This window comes from Methanosarcina sp. Kolksee, assembly GCF_000969945.1.
GTDB lineage: Archaea > Halobacteriota > Methanosarcinia > Methanosarcinales > Methanosarcinaceae > Methanosarcina > Methanosarcina vacuolata.
This window is the reverse complement of record NZ_CP009524.1, coordinates 1996843-2011859: the sequence shown is the minus strand read 5'-3', so window position 1 is coordinate 2011859 and position 15017 is coordinate 1996843. Positions and strand designations below refer to the sequence as shown.

Below are 15017 nucleotides of genomic sequence, written 5' to 3'. Positions count from 1 at the left end.
GTTTATGTTAGTGTTTATGTTAGTGTTTATGTTAGTGTTTAGTTAGTGCTTAGACGTTATCTAAAATTACTCAGTTACCATTTAGAGCCTATCCAAAAAGTGGTTACCTGCTATAACTTTTACAATATACAATATGCAAAACCGAAACGGATGCCCGGATATTTAGACCTATTGTAACTTTTCGATATGTATTAATGACTTTTCGGATAGGCTCTTAGTCGTATTTTATCTAACCCTTCAAAGTTACTCATTCATTCAGTTATTTTTCATAGTTGCGCCTGGAAAGGGAAACAAGACCTTTTGCAATCCCCAATGCGATAATTCCTATTAACGCTGCGGTTAAGAGAACCATAAACAAGTTTTCCTCATCAGCAAACTTGAACATGAAGTAAAATAAAATGATATCTATTATTGCTCCAATGCCCACCAAGGCTATTGCCGGGCCTCCTAAAGCTTTTCCAGTATCCCTGCCCATTTTCCGATCCATCCTGAAATAATTATCATTAAATTAAGATTTAAGGCTTGTAAAACACCGTATTAAATAATTAAGTTAATAACTTTTTTATAAAGGCAAGCTATTTTAGTAAACTTTTTTCGTAACAGAAACCATAGGTGGGAGCTCATGGATAAGGTAAGCCTGTAGCTAAGCATAATGGTTCCTGAAATGTATCAGAGAATTGGGGTAATTGCATATAAATCTTAGGAAATTATAATCCCTCAGGTTCAAATAGACAGAAAGTTTCATGTTTTGATAGTAGGTTCTCTAAAAAAGGGTATCCTATTCAAATTGAGCGGTAACCCCTCAATTTTCACTCAATGAACTTTTTTATTTTGTTTAACTTTCCGCAAGTGCGGCAAGAAGATATACTGCGAATTGCGTCATACGCGCTACCTTTTCCATTTGAGGCAATCATACTGTGACATTCAAAACTGGTAATGTTTGTGTGTGAAGCTCATATGACAATATCAAGAACTCAAGGAACCTGGCTTTGATAATTGTTAGGGTCAAGATACCATGAGGAACGTAAAGTGAACCATCGTAAGAATCGTGAAGTGAAATAAGCGAAAGCAGGTTGATACACTTTAACCAAAAGGAACAGAATCAGGCTGTAATGTGTTTGTGACATTATGTGACAAATGGACAAATGATTATCGGTTTAAGATGGTTTCTAATGTATTCACGTTATTTGAGGTTAATCCTACAGTTTTACTATCCCTTTTTGATTACGCTTCAATCGAGGAGTATATAGAAACTCATTTTTTACACTCGATATCCAGGTTAAGGAATAGATTCATAATATCTTATCTCCAACATTGTTTACGAGAGCAAGTGATTGATCATCCAAAAGCCTGGAGTTATTTCCAGGTCAGAAAAAGTCAGAAAAAGATGATCTGTCCTTTGTAAGTGCTCTATTTCAGCGGGGAGGTTTGATAAAGATGTGTAAAATGCATAGAATGCTTATGGATAATACTCTATACATTCCGGCTAAGCTGCTAACGATAATCGGGGCTCTTAACTGGGGTCTTGTAGGGCTCCTGAACTTTAATCTGGTAGCGGCTATATTTGGAAAAAAATCCATTCTCTCGCGGTTGGTCTACATTCTTGTGGGCCTGGCTGGAGTTTACATAGTGATAAAATACAAGGCAACGTATTTAGCAAAGCTCGAGGCTAAAAAGGGTAAGCGCCAATATAGCGGTAAGCAATACAGTTGGAGCGGCATTCAATAAAATACAGGAATTGCTTTATCAATCGGATTTGCTTAATCGGATTTGCTTAATCGGATTTGCTTAGAATGCGTCCTTAATAGTATCTTGAATAATATGTGCTTGCAATGCCAGGCACATATTAATCCCTTTTACCTGCAGCTATTTTTCTAAAAAGCTTAAGCAAAAAAATAAGAACTATATTAGATAGTCTTATCTGAAATCTCAGATACATTTTTTGGGCTATGGGCGCCCAGGTAAATTTAAAAAAAACTATAAAATCAAAATTATATTTCGTTATAAAGCATCCTCAACATAAGTGCGTCTTCTTCAAGAATAGGACTCTCAAGTATGACCCTTCCTCTGGCTTTGAATTCTTTTAAGGCCTTCAGAAGCTCGGGATAATTTAAGTCGGATTCTTTCAGAGTCAGATGCCTTTTTTCTCCGCTCGTGCCGTACTCAACTCCTGAGACATGCATATGCATGTTCGAAAGCCCTTCCTTTCCAAGGCGTTCCTCTACTTTTGATAGAATTTCCATAAACTCGGAGTAAGAATTTTCTTTACCTTCCCTTGCATGCAGATGGCAAAAATCAAGGCAGGGCATGACCCCTTCGATCTCTGCACTTAGCGCAAGCACTTCTTCAAGCGTTCCAAATTGCGTACGCTTGCCCATCGTTTCAGGCCGCAGGACTGCAGGGATTCCTTCATTCCGGAATTGTCCGGTAAGTTCTTTTAGAGCTTTTGATATGCTCTCAAAGGTGTGTTTTTTGGTACTTTTCTGATAAAATCCGGCATGCAGTACGATTGATTCAGCTCCGCAGAGGTTGCCTATTTTTGCGGCATTGTAAATCCTTTCCAGGCTGGCTTTTAATTTTTCCTCTTCACAAGAATTCAGGTTGATGTAATATGGGGCATGGACGCTCAGGGCCACTTCTTCGTTATTTGCAGCTTCCAGGACGTTTTTTGCCCCTTTTTCGCTCATGCGCACTCCCTGAACAAATTCAAGCTCCATACAGTCAAGGCCAAGTTCCCGGATCCGTTTGATTCCTGAGACACTGCCTGTTCCTTTTGCGCTTCTCGGGATTCCTGCGGTCCCGAAAAGTAGATCTTTTGAGGGCATTTTCAACTATCCTTTTAGAAAATACCCACAAAGTCTTTTAGCTGCTTTGCCCTCTCAGGAGACAGCTTTTCGGAAACTACCGCAACCAGCTCTTCAAGATCTTCGTCCAGGGATTGAACATCCTCCTTTCCTTCAAGGGCAAGCCCTACAAGGTAATCAAGTTCCTCAGGGTTCAGCCTCTCCAGCCTTTTCCTGAAATCTTCAGAAGACTCGGCAAACTTGTGTGATACCGGGCGCAGGATAAAGGGAAACTGGTGCCCTGCTTCCCTGGAAGTTAAGTTTCCTTTGGCTTCAGGCGCAAGCTTGTTAAAAATCTCAATGTCCTTCTGTGTAAATTCTCTGGGCATATTATCACTTTATGGCTCTATCCTGATTTATAGCTACTTTAATCTAATTATAATAAAGTCTAATTGTATAGTGTTAGTGAAACTACTTAATGTTCAATTCTTAGTGTTCAATTCTTAGTGTTCAATTCTTAGTGTTCGATTCTTAGTGTTCGATTCTTAGTGTTCAATTCTTAGTGTTCAATTCTTAGTGTTCTGTTTCAATCTGCCGTGCCTGTCAATCTCCCCTTTTGCAATCCTTGTCGAGGAAATAGGGATTCCATCTTCAGCCATTACATACTCAACGTATTCGATTTTAAGGAGCTTCTTTCCTTTTTCTTCCCTGATACGATTCATTTTGAGGGCGACCGGATAAGTCTCAGGAGAGACAATTATATAATCGAAATCCTCTTCTAGAGCAGGGCCGTAGGGGTTATTCAGCTTTGTAATTTCGTATCTATCATCTGGGATTCCCATTTCTTTTATGTATTGCAGCAGCCAGGTTCTCCTTTTCTCATAGTTATCGACGCTGTGACTTTTACTTAGCATCTCGTCCGAGGTAAGCCCTATGTGGACTTTTCCATCCTTTGCTATCTCAAATGCTTTTTCAATCAGTTTGGCGTGACCGTCATGAAAATACTGAAACGTACCGCCGACTGCGACCTTTGGCATGATGGGTGATAATCTACCAAGTAAAAAGAATTTTTGGTTTTTTTTCGGCTTTTTGGAAATTTTCACTCATTTTTCTCCTTTCCTTCTTTCTCTTTCATTTTCATTTCCTCTGTTTTCTTCTACTTTCTTAAATATGACTGCCAGAAAAAACCTTCTTTTTTCCTCCATTTACCTGGTTTCCCGGTAATATAACCGCGTTTTAGAGGCATTGTAGAACACTTTCACCTCGCTTCCTCTAGTTATTTATACCTGCAAAACCATTGTGGAGCAACTGTTATGCACCTTATACAAACATGTGCATCTTAGGAGAATTTGTAAATGAGCCAAATAGCACTCGAAGAGTTGCCCGGAGTTGGCCCTGCAACCGCAGAAAAACTCAAAGAAGCTGGATTTAATACCATTGAAGCAGTGGCTGTTGCCTCTCCTTCTGAACTTGCAACTACAGCCGAAATAGGGGAATCAACGGCTGCAAAAATCATCAATGCCGCAAGGCAAGCTGCTGATATCGGAGGTTTTGAGACCGGAGACATCGTGCTTGAAAGGCGGAAAATGGTAGGCAAGTTGACTACCGGTTGTACTGAATTTGACGAAATGATGGGTGGGGGCATAGAAACCCAGGCAATTACCGAACTGTACGGAGAATTCGGTTCAGGAAAGACCCAGCTGGCCCACCAGCTTGCAGTCAATGTCCAGATGGACAGGGAACATGGAGGGCTTAACGGTTCGGTTATCATCATAGACACTGAAAACACTTTCAGACCTGAAAGGGTCGCCCAGATGGTAAAAGGGCTTTCCGAGAAATACGGCATGGAGCTTGACCCAGAAGAGTTCCTCCAGAATATCCATGTCGCAAGAGCATACAATTCCAATCACCAGATCCTCCTTGTTGAATCTGCAACAGACCTGGCAAATGAGCTTCGGGATATGGGAAAACCCGTTCGCCTGCTGATTGTTGACTCGCTTATGGCTCACTTCAGGGCTGAATATGTGGGAAGGGGAACCCTGGCCGACCGGCAGCAAAAACTCAACAAGCACATGCACGGCTTGCTCCGCTTCGGGGATTTATTCAACGCCTGCGTGGTTGTAACAAATCAGGTTATGGCAAAACCCGATGCTTTCTTCGGTGACCCCACAAGACCTGTCGGAGGCCATGTAGTAGGGCACACGGCAACTTTCAGGCTCTACCTGCGGAAATCCAAAGGAGACAAAAGGATCATACGTCTGGTTGACTCTCCCAACCTGCCCGAAGGAGAAGCTGTTATCGCAGTTACTACAGCAGGACTCACAGACCAGTGAACGTGTGAATCATACGATACAAACAATTTTAACTGTAAATTTAACGGTAAATGTTTAATGGTAAATACATTACCGATAAACATATTCAAAGCCGGGTAGGGAAACATTTTATCTACCCATACCCAATCTTTTTTATGAAATTCAAAGCTATTGTAGCCGATATAGACGGTACAATCACCTGCGAGAAAAGAGAACTTCATCTGGGGGCCATGAAAAAGATCCGTTCTCTTAAAATTCCTGTCGTGCTTGCCACAGGAAATACTCTGTGTTATGCAAGGACAGCTTCAAGGCTTATCGGCCTGAATGGAGCGGTAATCGCAGAAAACGGAGGGGCTATTACTTCCCGCTTCGATTTGCAGGGCACTTTTGAGGAAAGCCTTGAGGAATGCGAGAAAGCCTATTCTGTTCTTTCCAACTATTTCAAGCTCACCAAACTTGACCCTTTATACCGAAAAACCGAGATCGCTCTCAGGAGAGACTTTAATCTCGAAAAAGCCCGATACCTTCTCAAGACCCTGGATCTGGACATCGAGATGGTTGATACTAAATATGCCATCCATCTCAAGAGCACGAAAATCAATAAAGGGGTCGGCCTTCAGAAGCTTGCAGGCATGATGGGCCTGAAATCCAAAGATTTCGTAGCTATAGGAGATTCAGAAAACGACTTAGAAATGTTTGAAGTCTCAGGTTTCGGGATTGCTGTCGGAAACGGGGATGAAATAATAAAGGAAGCCGCGGATTATGTGACAGAAGCCTCATATGGGGACGGAGCCGTAGAAGCCCTTGAGTTTCTTGAATCAAAGGGTTGGATTTAAAAAACTCTATCTTCACTGCCTTCCCTGAACCCTATGAGTTTTCCTTGAATCTCTCTGAGATTATTTTGAAGCTCCTCTGAAGCTCCTCTGAAGCTCCCCTAAAGCTTTCCTATATATCTTAAGGCTCCTTAAGGCTCCTTAAGGCTCCTCAAAGCTCCTCTCAGGCTCGCTTGATCAATTTTTAAGTTTTAAACAGGTCTTTCAGCCCAAGATCCCATTGATCCCATAATTCTTTCATATCTTTACTTGTCTTTAATATTTCAATAACAGTAGGATTGGGCTCTGTGAAGATTACCGGACTGTCTTCTTCCCCAAGTTCTTTATTTACCTTCTTTGAAATCTTTTCTTCGTATATGGAAAACTGAGCATCACGGCCTGGCTTGTTGCCTCTTGCATCCAATCTTATCCATTTATCCAGATCTTTTAAATATACCGCGTTTAAGCCATGCAGGAATTTTATGTTTATGTCACGACTTGAAGATAGTTTCTGATAACAGAACCCGGCCGGAACCCCGAAATATCTCAACATGGCTGCAAACAGATGGGCTTTGGCACAACATATCCCGTGGCCGGCTTCCAGAACTTCTGATGCCTTGCAGGTAATGCTCATTTCTCCGATATCGCCGGTGTGATGAATCTCATCCCGAACAAATTCATAAACCTTCTTGATCAGGCTGATTTCGTCGCCGGTGCCTTTCTGTAGTTCGAGGCACTTATCAACGATCAGCCTGTTATCAAAGTCTATGACTTCACTCTTTTTAAGGTAATCCTGAAGATTATCGCTTTCAGTATACATTTTTACTCGCCTGTCAATAAGTACTAAAAGGCCCTTCTATATGAAATTTAAGTATGACATAGAAACCGACTTTTCTAAAATTGCCTGTGAACTGATTCCGAAACTCCAATTGCTCTTCTGGATTTCATATTTTGAATCCTCAATCGAGTTTCTGCTCATAAGAACAATTCTGAAATATTATGGACTTAGAAATAGAATTGGCTTAGAATGAGTTTTCTTTTTAAAATATACAACTTTAAAAGAGTAGTATCGTGACTTAATGTCTTATTTGTGGGCATAGGTAAAATAAACTTTTTAAAACCTTTATTTTAGTAAATAACTGATTTAACTCATTATCTTCTTATAAATACTTTTTATAACTTGTCTTTTTTCAATTAATCCTTTTAAAACACTCATTTTATAAATTAGCTTACTTTTATATTTTTTTATATATAAGTATGTTTATATTTTAACCGGGGTATATCGGAATTGTCAAGCTGCGAATAGTCAGCGAGATAATTTGGATAATAAACTAAGGCTACAAACTAAGGCTACAAGGACAGCAAATATTTTGGGGTAGGTAAATGATGAAAATGAGAAAAATACTGGGTATTTTGCTGGCACTCTGTTTTGTGCTGTCAGTGACAGTTGCAGCAGTAAGTGCGGCTCAGAATAATGTTAAGAACAATTACGATGGTAAGCAAAAGTACGATAGTAAGGACAAATACGATAGTAAGGACAAGTACGATAGTAAGGACAAGTACGATAGTAAGGACAAGTACGATAGTAAGAACAAGTACGATAACCATTATGGCAAGAAAAAATACTTTATGAAAGGTCATTGGGGATATAAAAAAGTAAAGCACAACAAGGATAGCAAACACAAATCTCTCTGGTATACCTCTGAAAAATACTGGATTCCTGGCTACTGGTACTGGAAGTAAAAACGTATAATCATAGTGAAAGTTGAATCTAAATAAAAAAATCCTAACTGGCTGATGTTTAAATGTTTACATTAGCCAGTTGTGCTGTTTTCTTTTTCCAATTCTGAGTGATGTATACAATATTATTTGGAATCTCAGTTCAAAAGCTCTAAACCCTGATTAAAGCTTCTCTGAAATCCTGGATTCCTGATAATCAAGCGAGCTTCGGTGTCAGCTTGTGATAGTAGAGTTTTAAATAGGTAATTCCCATCCATATCCAGCTGGCATCACAAAATGTCTCAGCATGGCTCCAAATATATGAGCTTTAGAACATGCATGGTTCCAAATATATGAGCTTTAGAACATGCATGGTTTCAAATAGATGAGCTTTAGAACATATTCCATGACCGGATTCCAGAAGCTCTGATGCCTTACAAGTGACTCTCATTTCCCTTATGTCTCTGGAATGATGAATTTCATCCCAAACAAACTCATAAAACTTCTTAATTAAGCTGTAATTTAGCTGTAATTAAGCTGATTTTGTCGTCGGTACCTTCTTTTAATTCAAGGCATTTGTAAACAATTAGCTTATGATCATAGTCTATGACGTCGTTTTTGCGGTAATCATGAATATTATTGTTTTCAGTATGCATCTTCTTATTTACCTATCAATAATTACTTCAAAAATTCGTCTCTATGAATTAGAATCTTACATGGAACTCCTCTTTTATTAATACAAATATATAAATATTTATAAATATGATTTCAAAAGGATTTACCGAACAGAAAATGAACAGCATTGAAGGACGCATTGTTTGATAAATGCTCTTTCAGAATTCTCTTTTCAGGATGTATTAACCGAATCAAGCTAAAGGAGACAAAAAATTGAGAGTGGGGACATGATATGGTAGACGGTGAAACCTTAGGGGATAAAAAAGTAGAGAATGAAATTCAAACCATGCAAAGAAACATCGAAAAAGATCTATTCGATGAACAAAGCAAAGTTCTGGATAGATTTTATTCGCTGATAACCCTGACAATTACAACATTTGGTTTCACTATTACGGCTCTTACTTTTTTTATCAGCAGATTAACCATTAATATCGGTGAAGCTCTTCATTCTTATCATGTCTTTTTTTCTTTCTTGTGCTTATTTATGTCTTTTTTAATCTCAATTATTAATGTGCTGGCAATATTTCATCACAGAAAGCTAGTAAGAAGAGGTAACATGATAGTATATAGGGAATATAATGAATTGGTAAATAATAATTTGAGATTATATCTCGATATCTCAAGGCAAAAAAATTACTATGTAATTGCAGTTACTCTTATTGGACTTGCACTCACATCCCTCTTTAACCATTTTTCGCAGCATCGTATTGTAGCCGTTGTGCTTACAACCGGATTTATTGTGATAGTATTGTTGATAATACGCAATTCTCGCAGGTATCTTTCCTAATTTACGGCAAAGATGGTTCGATGTAACATAAAAGAAGATGTTCTTCAGGACCCTCTTTTCAGGATTTCTGTGTGAATCTGCACCTAAAAAAAGTAACTTGTTTTTCATTTTTTTCGTTCGAATACCCCGCAGCAAGGCAACGGGGTATTTATCTGAAATAAATTATTCAATAAAAGAGGGCATATTCTCAAAAATAGTAAGGTTTTCGAGAACCTCTAGTCTTTCCTGTATTCTTCTGTAAGAAAATCGGATTGGAAACAACAATTTTCATCTCATTACTCGAAAATGAGCTTTTAAACTTTCCAGTAAGGAGGAACATTATACTTTTCATATATGCTAGTCAAATCATTATGAGTTAAAGACCACACGTTGTCACCCAGATCTTCTGCCGTTTTAAATGCTCCTTTCTCAACTCCAAGGATATAATCACCTCGACTTGCTTTAAGAGCTTCCCAAGGAATGGCAAATAATTTACAGGACATACCAATAAAACAATCACAAGCAAGTACTACGTATGCTATTCTTCCCCTTTCAGAATCAATCATGACTTCTTCAATCTTTCCAAGTTCTTCATCGTTAATAGTTAAGACCTTAGATCCTTTTATTCTAGTTGCCGGTACAAAATTCATTTTTTTTGCAACGTACAGTTCTTCATTTATTCCCATATACTTCAGCTCCTAATGTATTATTCACTTATTGTATTTTATTAATTTCAAACGTACTGAGAAGCATTACATTCTTTTCGCCTGTCAGTTCTCCATTCCAGACTTAAGTATGTAAGTTTCCTTTCTCGATTACCCCCATGAGTTTTCCCATTAATATTAATAGTTCATTAATAATATACATTCTTTACGCACTTGAGGTCATTTCCTCCAGTAACTAAACCGGTGATCAAAAGAACGTCTATGAATTACTCCCAAATTTGAAGGTGTTTTTGCAACTGCTGTAATGCTAAGGAATGACAAAAATATAAATTCAAAGATTTTCATTGCCTAAAGATAATTCTGTTTTACTATTTCATCCCAAAATAATTTCGCTTTTTTAATATTTTTTATTTTAATCATATATCATATACAGTTGACCCACTATTTTACTCCAATTTCGAACTTGTTTCATTTTACATGATTATTCCACAATACCAAAATGGAATTGTACTTACTCAACGTTTAACTCTTTGCGTCGCCTGCTGTTGTATTGGGCATTAAACTATTAACGGATTTTGGATCTGCGGAATTATTTCAGGATACAACAGCCACAAGATAATGGAAAATCACTCATCTTTGAAAGCAAAGTTTAAATTAAAAAAGAAGAAATTTTGCATTACTATCAGTAATTGTCGGACAGCCTGGTAGCTCAGCTTAATAAAATTATTTAGTATATGATTTCATTGACTGTTATTTGCATATTAACAACTATCAAAAACAGGCGATTTCCTCCTTTTCAGGAGTTGTCACAGAATAAACGATACATAAACTTTGATTGCACACCTTGATTTTCAAGATTAATGTCGCCAATTAAAAATTAACTTTAGGAATAATTTACCTAATTAATTTTATGACGGTTACTTACGAAGCCTTAAGAAATTCCGTGTCTAAAAAATTGAAGCTTACAAATCGAGATAAAATGATTAAGTTTTTTTATTTCCGCCAGCTTCTCTCCATTTTCTCATACAGGCCAATTAAATTATTCCGTGTGATTTTGAAATAAGGATGTTCAGGTCCGTACTCTTTTTCGATTATATCGAGGGCTTTTTCGTAGATATTGATTGCGGTTTCGTATTCACCCATGCTTTCGTGGAGGCCTGCGAGATTGTTCAGGGTTGTGCCGACATCTGGATGTGTCGGGCCCAGGGTCGTTTCGTAGATCTTGAGGGCGCGGGTGTATAGAGGAAGGGCTTTTTTGTGCTGTCCGAGAATCCTGTAGAGTTCGCCCATGTTGTTTAGAGTCTTGGCAACGTCAGGGTCGTCAGGGCCAAGGACACGTTCCCGGATTTCGAGAGCTCTTGTATAGAGTTCCAAGGCTTTTTCGTTGCGGCCTTTCTGGACGTATACACCTGCCAGGTTGTTCAGGGTTGTAGCAAAGCCAGTATGCTCGGTTTTTCCGAGTTTTTCCATAATTTCGAGGGACTGTGTATAGAGGATCAAGGCTTTCTCATACCTTGTGGTCTGGAAATAAAGCAGGGCAAGGTTGTTCAAAGTCTGGGCCACTTGCGGGTGTTCAGGACCGTAAACCTTTTCCTGAAGCTTTAAAGCCTGCCCATACCTGTCTTCAGCTTCGTCAAGTTTGCCCATTTCCGAGAGCAGAACACCCATGTTATTCAGGGTCCCGGCTCTGTATCCCATAACCACACGGTTGTCCGGTTCCTGTTCCTGAAGCTTTTCAAGAAGTTTGAGAGCCTGCATGAAGCATTCTTCAGCTTTCTCGGGTTTTTCCAGCCCCTTATAAAAAAAAGCCGTCCTGTTCAGGGTCCTGACAGCACCGAGATTTCTAGGGTTAAGGAATTTTTTCTGGATCTCCAGTGCCCGGGTATAGAACGAAAGAGCTTCTTCACGCCGATTCATGAGAGTATAAAGAATTCCAAGCTCACTGAGTGTATTTCCGGTTTCAGGTCTGGGCTGGTCTGGGAGATTTTCACGAATTTTTAAGGCCCTTAAAAAAAACTTGAGGGATTCTTCATAATTCTCCATATATCGGTAGATTCCTGCAAGCCCATTCAGTACAGAAGCAGTTTCCGGACTTTCGGGTCCAGTATTTTTTTCCACAATACCAAGCAGTTCTTCATAGAGGGGAAGGAGCACTTTCCAGGATACGGACCTGTAAAAAGGCTCGGCTTTAACTGTGAACCAGCTTACCAGCTCCTCTGGCTCAAAAATCTCCTTTGCATGTATAAAAGCTTCCTTTAAAGCAATCTCATCTTCAGGGGTGATAAGCTCCGGATCCAGATCTTTCAGGCGCTGTTCGTACCTTTCAAATAGAGTTCTGTGATTTTTTGTTTCGATTTCTATTTCTTTTCCTGTTCCCTTTTTAATTTCTTCCTCTGGATCTTTGTCTTTAGCTTTGATATAGGTATTTTCGTCAGAAATCTCTTCTTTTCCCAAGTTTTTCTTAAAATCAGTCATATTTTACCCCTCCTGAACAAAAAGTAGTATAATTATATCTTTATCTGAAAATATAAACATCTTTCTGGAAATCTAGTACATCGACTCTAATATTCTGGAACGTCTCTATATTCAATAGTTTCTATCAGACTGACTTCCAAATGATAAAAACACATTTATCTTGCTTTTCATCTACCGATTTTCGAAGTGGACTATATTATTAATGGTCTATCTTTATTCGATTGATGTTTAAAACACATGAATGTCAACAGTCCTCTGAAAGTCCATATTGAGTCCACAATTCCTGCCTCTCTTACAGGTGTATTTTTGCATTCAATTTCTCTTCATTTTTATCCATAGAGAACGGCGAAGAGCCCTTAATAAAACACTTTTTATGGCAGCCTTTGCTTCTTGCCAGCAACCTTCTAATATTTGCTCACTTCTTGAGCATGCGGGCGTGGAGGGAAGTTTTAAGATGAATTTAAAAAAGAAATTTGGCAACTCAAAGCCTATCAGAAAAATAGATTTTGTGTAGTTATGGGGGATAAGAATTTCTCCATCTACGGTTGAGCAAGTAAATTTTCAATCATTTGAAACCATACAGTACCCATCAACCAATAAGAAAAATAGTTTAAAAAATCAATCTTTTTAGATGCACTATGGAACCAGTGCACTGTCTTTTGCTCCATTTATGACGTTTAGAGTAAATCTATCAATTCTTCTTTGCTTAATCCAGTTTGATGAAGAATATCAAGAAGTGTCCCCTTAGCAAGTTTTGTATGTAAAGGAACAACTGTTCTGTAAGTTCCTTCACTGGTTATCTTTTGAAGTGATACATGGCTTCCTTTTTGCCTTACAACAACAAACCCAACCTTCTCTAATGCATTTACAAGTTCTTTTCCGGATACAACTGGCAATTTAGACATGGGCGACTTCCACAAGAGTCAGATAAGGTTTGGAAACTTGTTGCGGAAGATCTTCAGTCCCGAAACTCTCAATGTACAGTTCTATAGCTTCTTTAATATTTTTTTCGGCTTCTTCAAGGGTCTTACCCTGAGAAGTCACATTGAGTTCAGGACATCTTGCAATAAAGAAGTCATCTTCTTTTGTTATAGCTACGAGAAATTGTCTCATGGTCACTCCAAGCCTAGTTTTTACATGTTTTTCTTCAAAATATTTGTTGCGATTCTATTTATATTAGCGTAGAAAACTGTCTGATCGAGTAATATGCTTAATTTTCAAAATTTGCTTTATACCATTGAGTTTTAGAGAGATTGAAACTCAATTTGTTTTTGTGCGTAGGTTTTACCATAAAATCTGTGTATTATTTCATGGTTGTGTTTTTGGGTTCTGCCCCTCTTTTTTGCCAGTGGCTTTTTCCCCATTGTTCACCCGATATATGCTCACCTCTTGAGCATGCGGGCGTGGAGGGAAGTTTTAAGATGAATTTAAAAAAGAAATTTGACAATACCATCAGAGTCAACAAGACGCTGCAGGACTCTTACACCTAAAAACTATCTTTTTTATCATCAAGAATAGGCACTGAGAAAAGTACCTATATGTTTCTTGCATTATTTTTGCATTTGATATTCTCTTGACAGAAGGAAACAAGCATATTTTTAGACCATGAAATACTCGAGAAAACAAAGACATAGGCATTTGTGTAAAACTCTGCCCGGAAAGGATTATTTTATTATCAAAACTTTCGAAAATGAGAATGATTCTACGTTGTCATAATACATCGAAAATTTTTCTACCGACGCGGACGATGCTTGCACCTTCTTCTATTGCTATTTGATAATCGTCTGTCATTCCCATTGAGAGATACTGAAGATGTTTTTTTAAGTGCTTCTCTGCTTTGTCTTTCAGGTCTTTTAATTCTTTGAAATATTTTCTTGAATCTTCGGGGTCTTCGTTTTTTGGCGGGATTGTCATCAGGCCTTCAAAACTTAAGTATTCGAGGGTTGAGATTTGGTCTATAAGCTTTAAGAGGTCACCGGGATCTAATCCAGTGTGTTTTTTTTCGTCTGTCTTCACCTGTATGAGGATTTTCTGGACCCTTTTTTTTTCTTTTGCGGCGTTGTTTATCTTTTCTGCAAGTTCGTACGAATCAACACTTTCTATCACGTAGGGATTCAGGTTTACTACTTTTTTTGCCTTGTTTAACTGAAGTGTGCCAATGAAGTGGGTTTTGATCTCAGGTGGAAGAGATGGGGCCAGATCTTTCATCTGTTGATAATGATTGAAGCCGATGTCTGTAACACCTACTTTTATGGCCTCGTCTATTTGTATTTTTGACGCGTATTTTACTGCGGCGACAAGTGTTACATCAGATGGTATCATTTTTAAAAGTTCTTTTACATTGTCTTCTATCATATGTTATCATTCTACGGGTATCATTCTATGCAGAGATTTTCAGTATTTTGTCTCTTTTATAATAAGTATTTCTGGTATGAAGTAATCGTCTAATGCAATTTGAGTCGGTACTACATATGAAACTAAACTAAGTATACCTAAAAATCAGCTATGGCTAAATCGTTTCTTAAGATAGTACATTCAGTCTTGCTTCTTTGTTTCTTAAGCTTTTTGCATTTACCATGGAGTTCATCAGAGGAAACCAGTTTATTCTTATATACCATAGAACAATCGAGAAAACAAACATACAGGCATTTGTGGAAAATTCTGCTTGAAAAGAACATTTTCTTTATATAAATTAAAAGATAAAATAAGAATTACACTTATTAAACTTTCATCATTACAAAAATATTATAAGTATGTCGATTTTATCCTATTCATAAGGTGGTCTCTTTCAGGCCAGGGTTACTTACGCG

The 15017-nt window shown here is 38.1% G+C and carries 16 protein-coding genes; 5 read left to right on the top strand and 11 right to left on the bottom strand.

Features of this window, described 5'->3' with window-relative positions; genetic code table 11:
• Positions 1-259: 259 nt before the first annotated feature.
• Positions 260-475 (bottom strand): hypothetical protein, encoded by a 216-nt coding sequence (locus tag MSKOL_RS08270; protein WP_048120213.1) that lies wholly within the window; start codon positions 473-475, stop codon positions 260-262.
• A gap of 962 nt (positions 476-1437) precedes the next feature.
• On the opposite strand from MSKOL_RS08270, the gene MSKOL_RS08265 reads away from it, so the two are divergent.
• Entirely contained in the window at positions 1438-1728 is a 291-nt protein-coding gene (locus MSKOL_RS08265; RefSeq protein ID WP_197078858.1) for a DUF378 domain-containing protein, read from the top strand.
• A gap of 263 nt (positions 1729-1991) precedes the next feature.
• Here the strand turns inward: MSKOL_RS08265 and MSKOL_RS08260 are convergent, their stop codons facing one another.
• From MSKOL_RS08260 to MSKOL_RS08250, 3 genes are all read right to left on the bottom strand, one after another.
• Positions 1992-2825: a TIM barrel protein gene (locus MSKOL_RS08260; RefSeq protein ID WP_048155140.1), complete on the bottom strand. Its 834-nt coding sequence runs from the start codon at positions 2823-2825 to the stop codon at positions 1992-1994.
• A 14-nt stretch (positions 2826-2839) separates the two neighbouring features.
• On the bottom strand, positions 2840-3172 hold the full coding sequence (locus tag MSKOL_RS08255) for a hypothetical protein (RefSeq protein WP_048120209.1): 333 nt from the start codon (positions 3170-3172) through the stop codon (positions 2840-2842).
• 177 nt (positions 3173-3349) lie between these two features.
• Positions 3350-3820 carry a phosphopantetheine adenylyltransferase gene (locus MSKOL_RS08250; protein ID WP_048123822.1) on the bottom strand — a complete coding sequence of 157 codons (471 nt, stop codon included), beginning with the start codon at positions 3818-3820 and terminating at the stop codon, positions 3350-3352.
• A gap of 318 nt (positions 3821-4138) precedes the next feature.
• Between MSKOL_RS08250 and radA the strand changes: the two genes are divergently transcribed.
• Both radA and MSKOL_RS08240 read left to right on the top strand, forming a co-directional pair.
• Complete coding sequence (gene radA, locus MSKOL_RS08245; RefSeq protein ID WP_048120207.1) at positions 4139-5116, top strand: DNA repair and recombination protein RadA; 978 nt, start codon at positions 4139-4141, stop codon at positions 5114-5116.
• 134 nt (positions 5117-5250) lie between these two features.
• On the top strand, positions 5251-5931 hold the full coding sequence (locus tag MSKOL_RS08240; protein WP_048155137.1) for a phosphoglycolate phosphatase: 681 nt from the start codon (positions 5251-5253) through the stop codon (positions 5929-5931).
• Between the two features lie 181 nt (positions 5932-6112).
• Here MSKOL_RS08240 and MSKOL_RS08235 read toward each other — a convergent pair whose 3' ends face one another.
• Positions 6113-6727: a transglutaminase family protein gene (locus tag MSKOL_RS08235; protein WP_048155134.1), complete on the bottom strand. Its 615-nt coding sequence runs from the start codon at positions 6725-6727 to the stop codon at positions 6113-6115.
• A 563-nt stretch (positions 6728-7290) separates the two neighbouring features.
• On the opposite strand from MSKOL_RS08235, the gene MSKOL_RS21020 reads away from it, so the two are divergent.
• Entirely contained in the window at positions 7291-7650 is a 360-nt protein-coding gene (locus MSKOL_RS21020; protein WP_048155132.1) for a hypothetical protein, read from the top strand.
• 482 nt (positions 7651-8132) lie between these two features.
• Here the strand turns inward: MSKOL_RS21020 and MSKOL_RS20710 are convergent, their stop codons facing one another.
• A complete protein-coding gene (locus MSKOL_RS20710) occupies positions 8133-8282 on the bottom strand; it encodes a hypothetical protein (protein WP_197078857.1) in 150 nt (49 codons plus the stop codon).
• A 251-nt stretch (positions 8283-8533) separates the two neighbouring features.
• Between MSKOL_RS20710 and MSKOL_RS08220 the strand changes: the two genes are divergently transcribed.
• On the top strand, positions 8534-9088 hold the full coding sequence (locus MSKOL_RS08220; RefSeq protein WP_048155130.1) for a hypothetical protein: 555 nt from the start codon (positions 8534-8536) through the stop codon (positions 9086-9088).
• Positions 9089-9381: 293 nt separating this feature from the next.
• Here the strand turns inward: MSKOL_RS08220 and MSKOL_RS08215 are convergent, their stop codons facing one another.
• From MSKOL_RS08215 to MSKOL_RS08190, 5 genes are all read right to left on the bottom strand, one after another.
• Positions 9382-9753: a PRC-barrel domain-containing protein gene (locus MSKOL_RS08215; RefSeq protein ID WP_048120200.1), complete on the bottom strand. Its 372-nt coding sequence runs from the start codon at positions 9751-9753 to the stop codon at positions 9382-9384.
• A 972-nt stretch (positions 9754-10725) separates the two neighbouring features.
• Complete coding sequence (locus MSKOL_RS08210) at positions 10726-12207, bottom strand: tetratricopeptide repeat protein (protein ID WP_082091072.1); 1482 nt, start codon at positions 12205-12207, stop codon at positions 10726-10728.
• A 677-nt stretch (positions 12208-12884) separates the two neighbouring features.
• Positions 12885-13112 (bottom strand): type II toxin-antitoxin system HicA family toxin, encoded by a 228-nt coding sequence (locus tag MSKOL_RS08200; protein ID WP_048120194.1) that lies wholly within the window; start codon positions 13110-13112, stop codon positions 12885-12887.
• A complete protein-coding gene (locus tag MSKOL_RS08195) occupies positions 13105-13320 on the bottom strand; it encodes a type II toxin-antitoxin system HicB family antitoxin (protein WP_048120192.1) in 216 nt (71 codons plus the stop codon). Before MSKOL_RS08195 ends, MSKOL_RS08200 begins: the two co-directional genes overlap by 8 nt.
• Positions 13321-13917: 597 nt before the next feature.
• On the bottom strand, positions 13918-14562 hold the full coding sequence (locus tag MSKOL_RS08190; RefSeq protein ID WP_048155126.1) for a YggS family pyridoxal phosphate-dependent enzyme: 645 nt from the start codon (positions 14560-14562) through the stop codon (positions 13918-13920).
• Between the last annotated feature and the right edge of the window lie 455 nt (positions 14563-15017).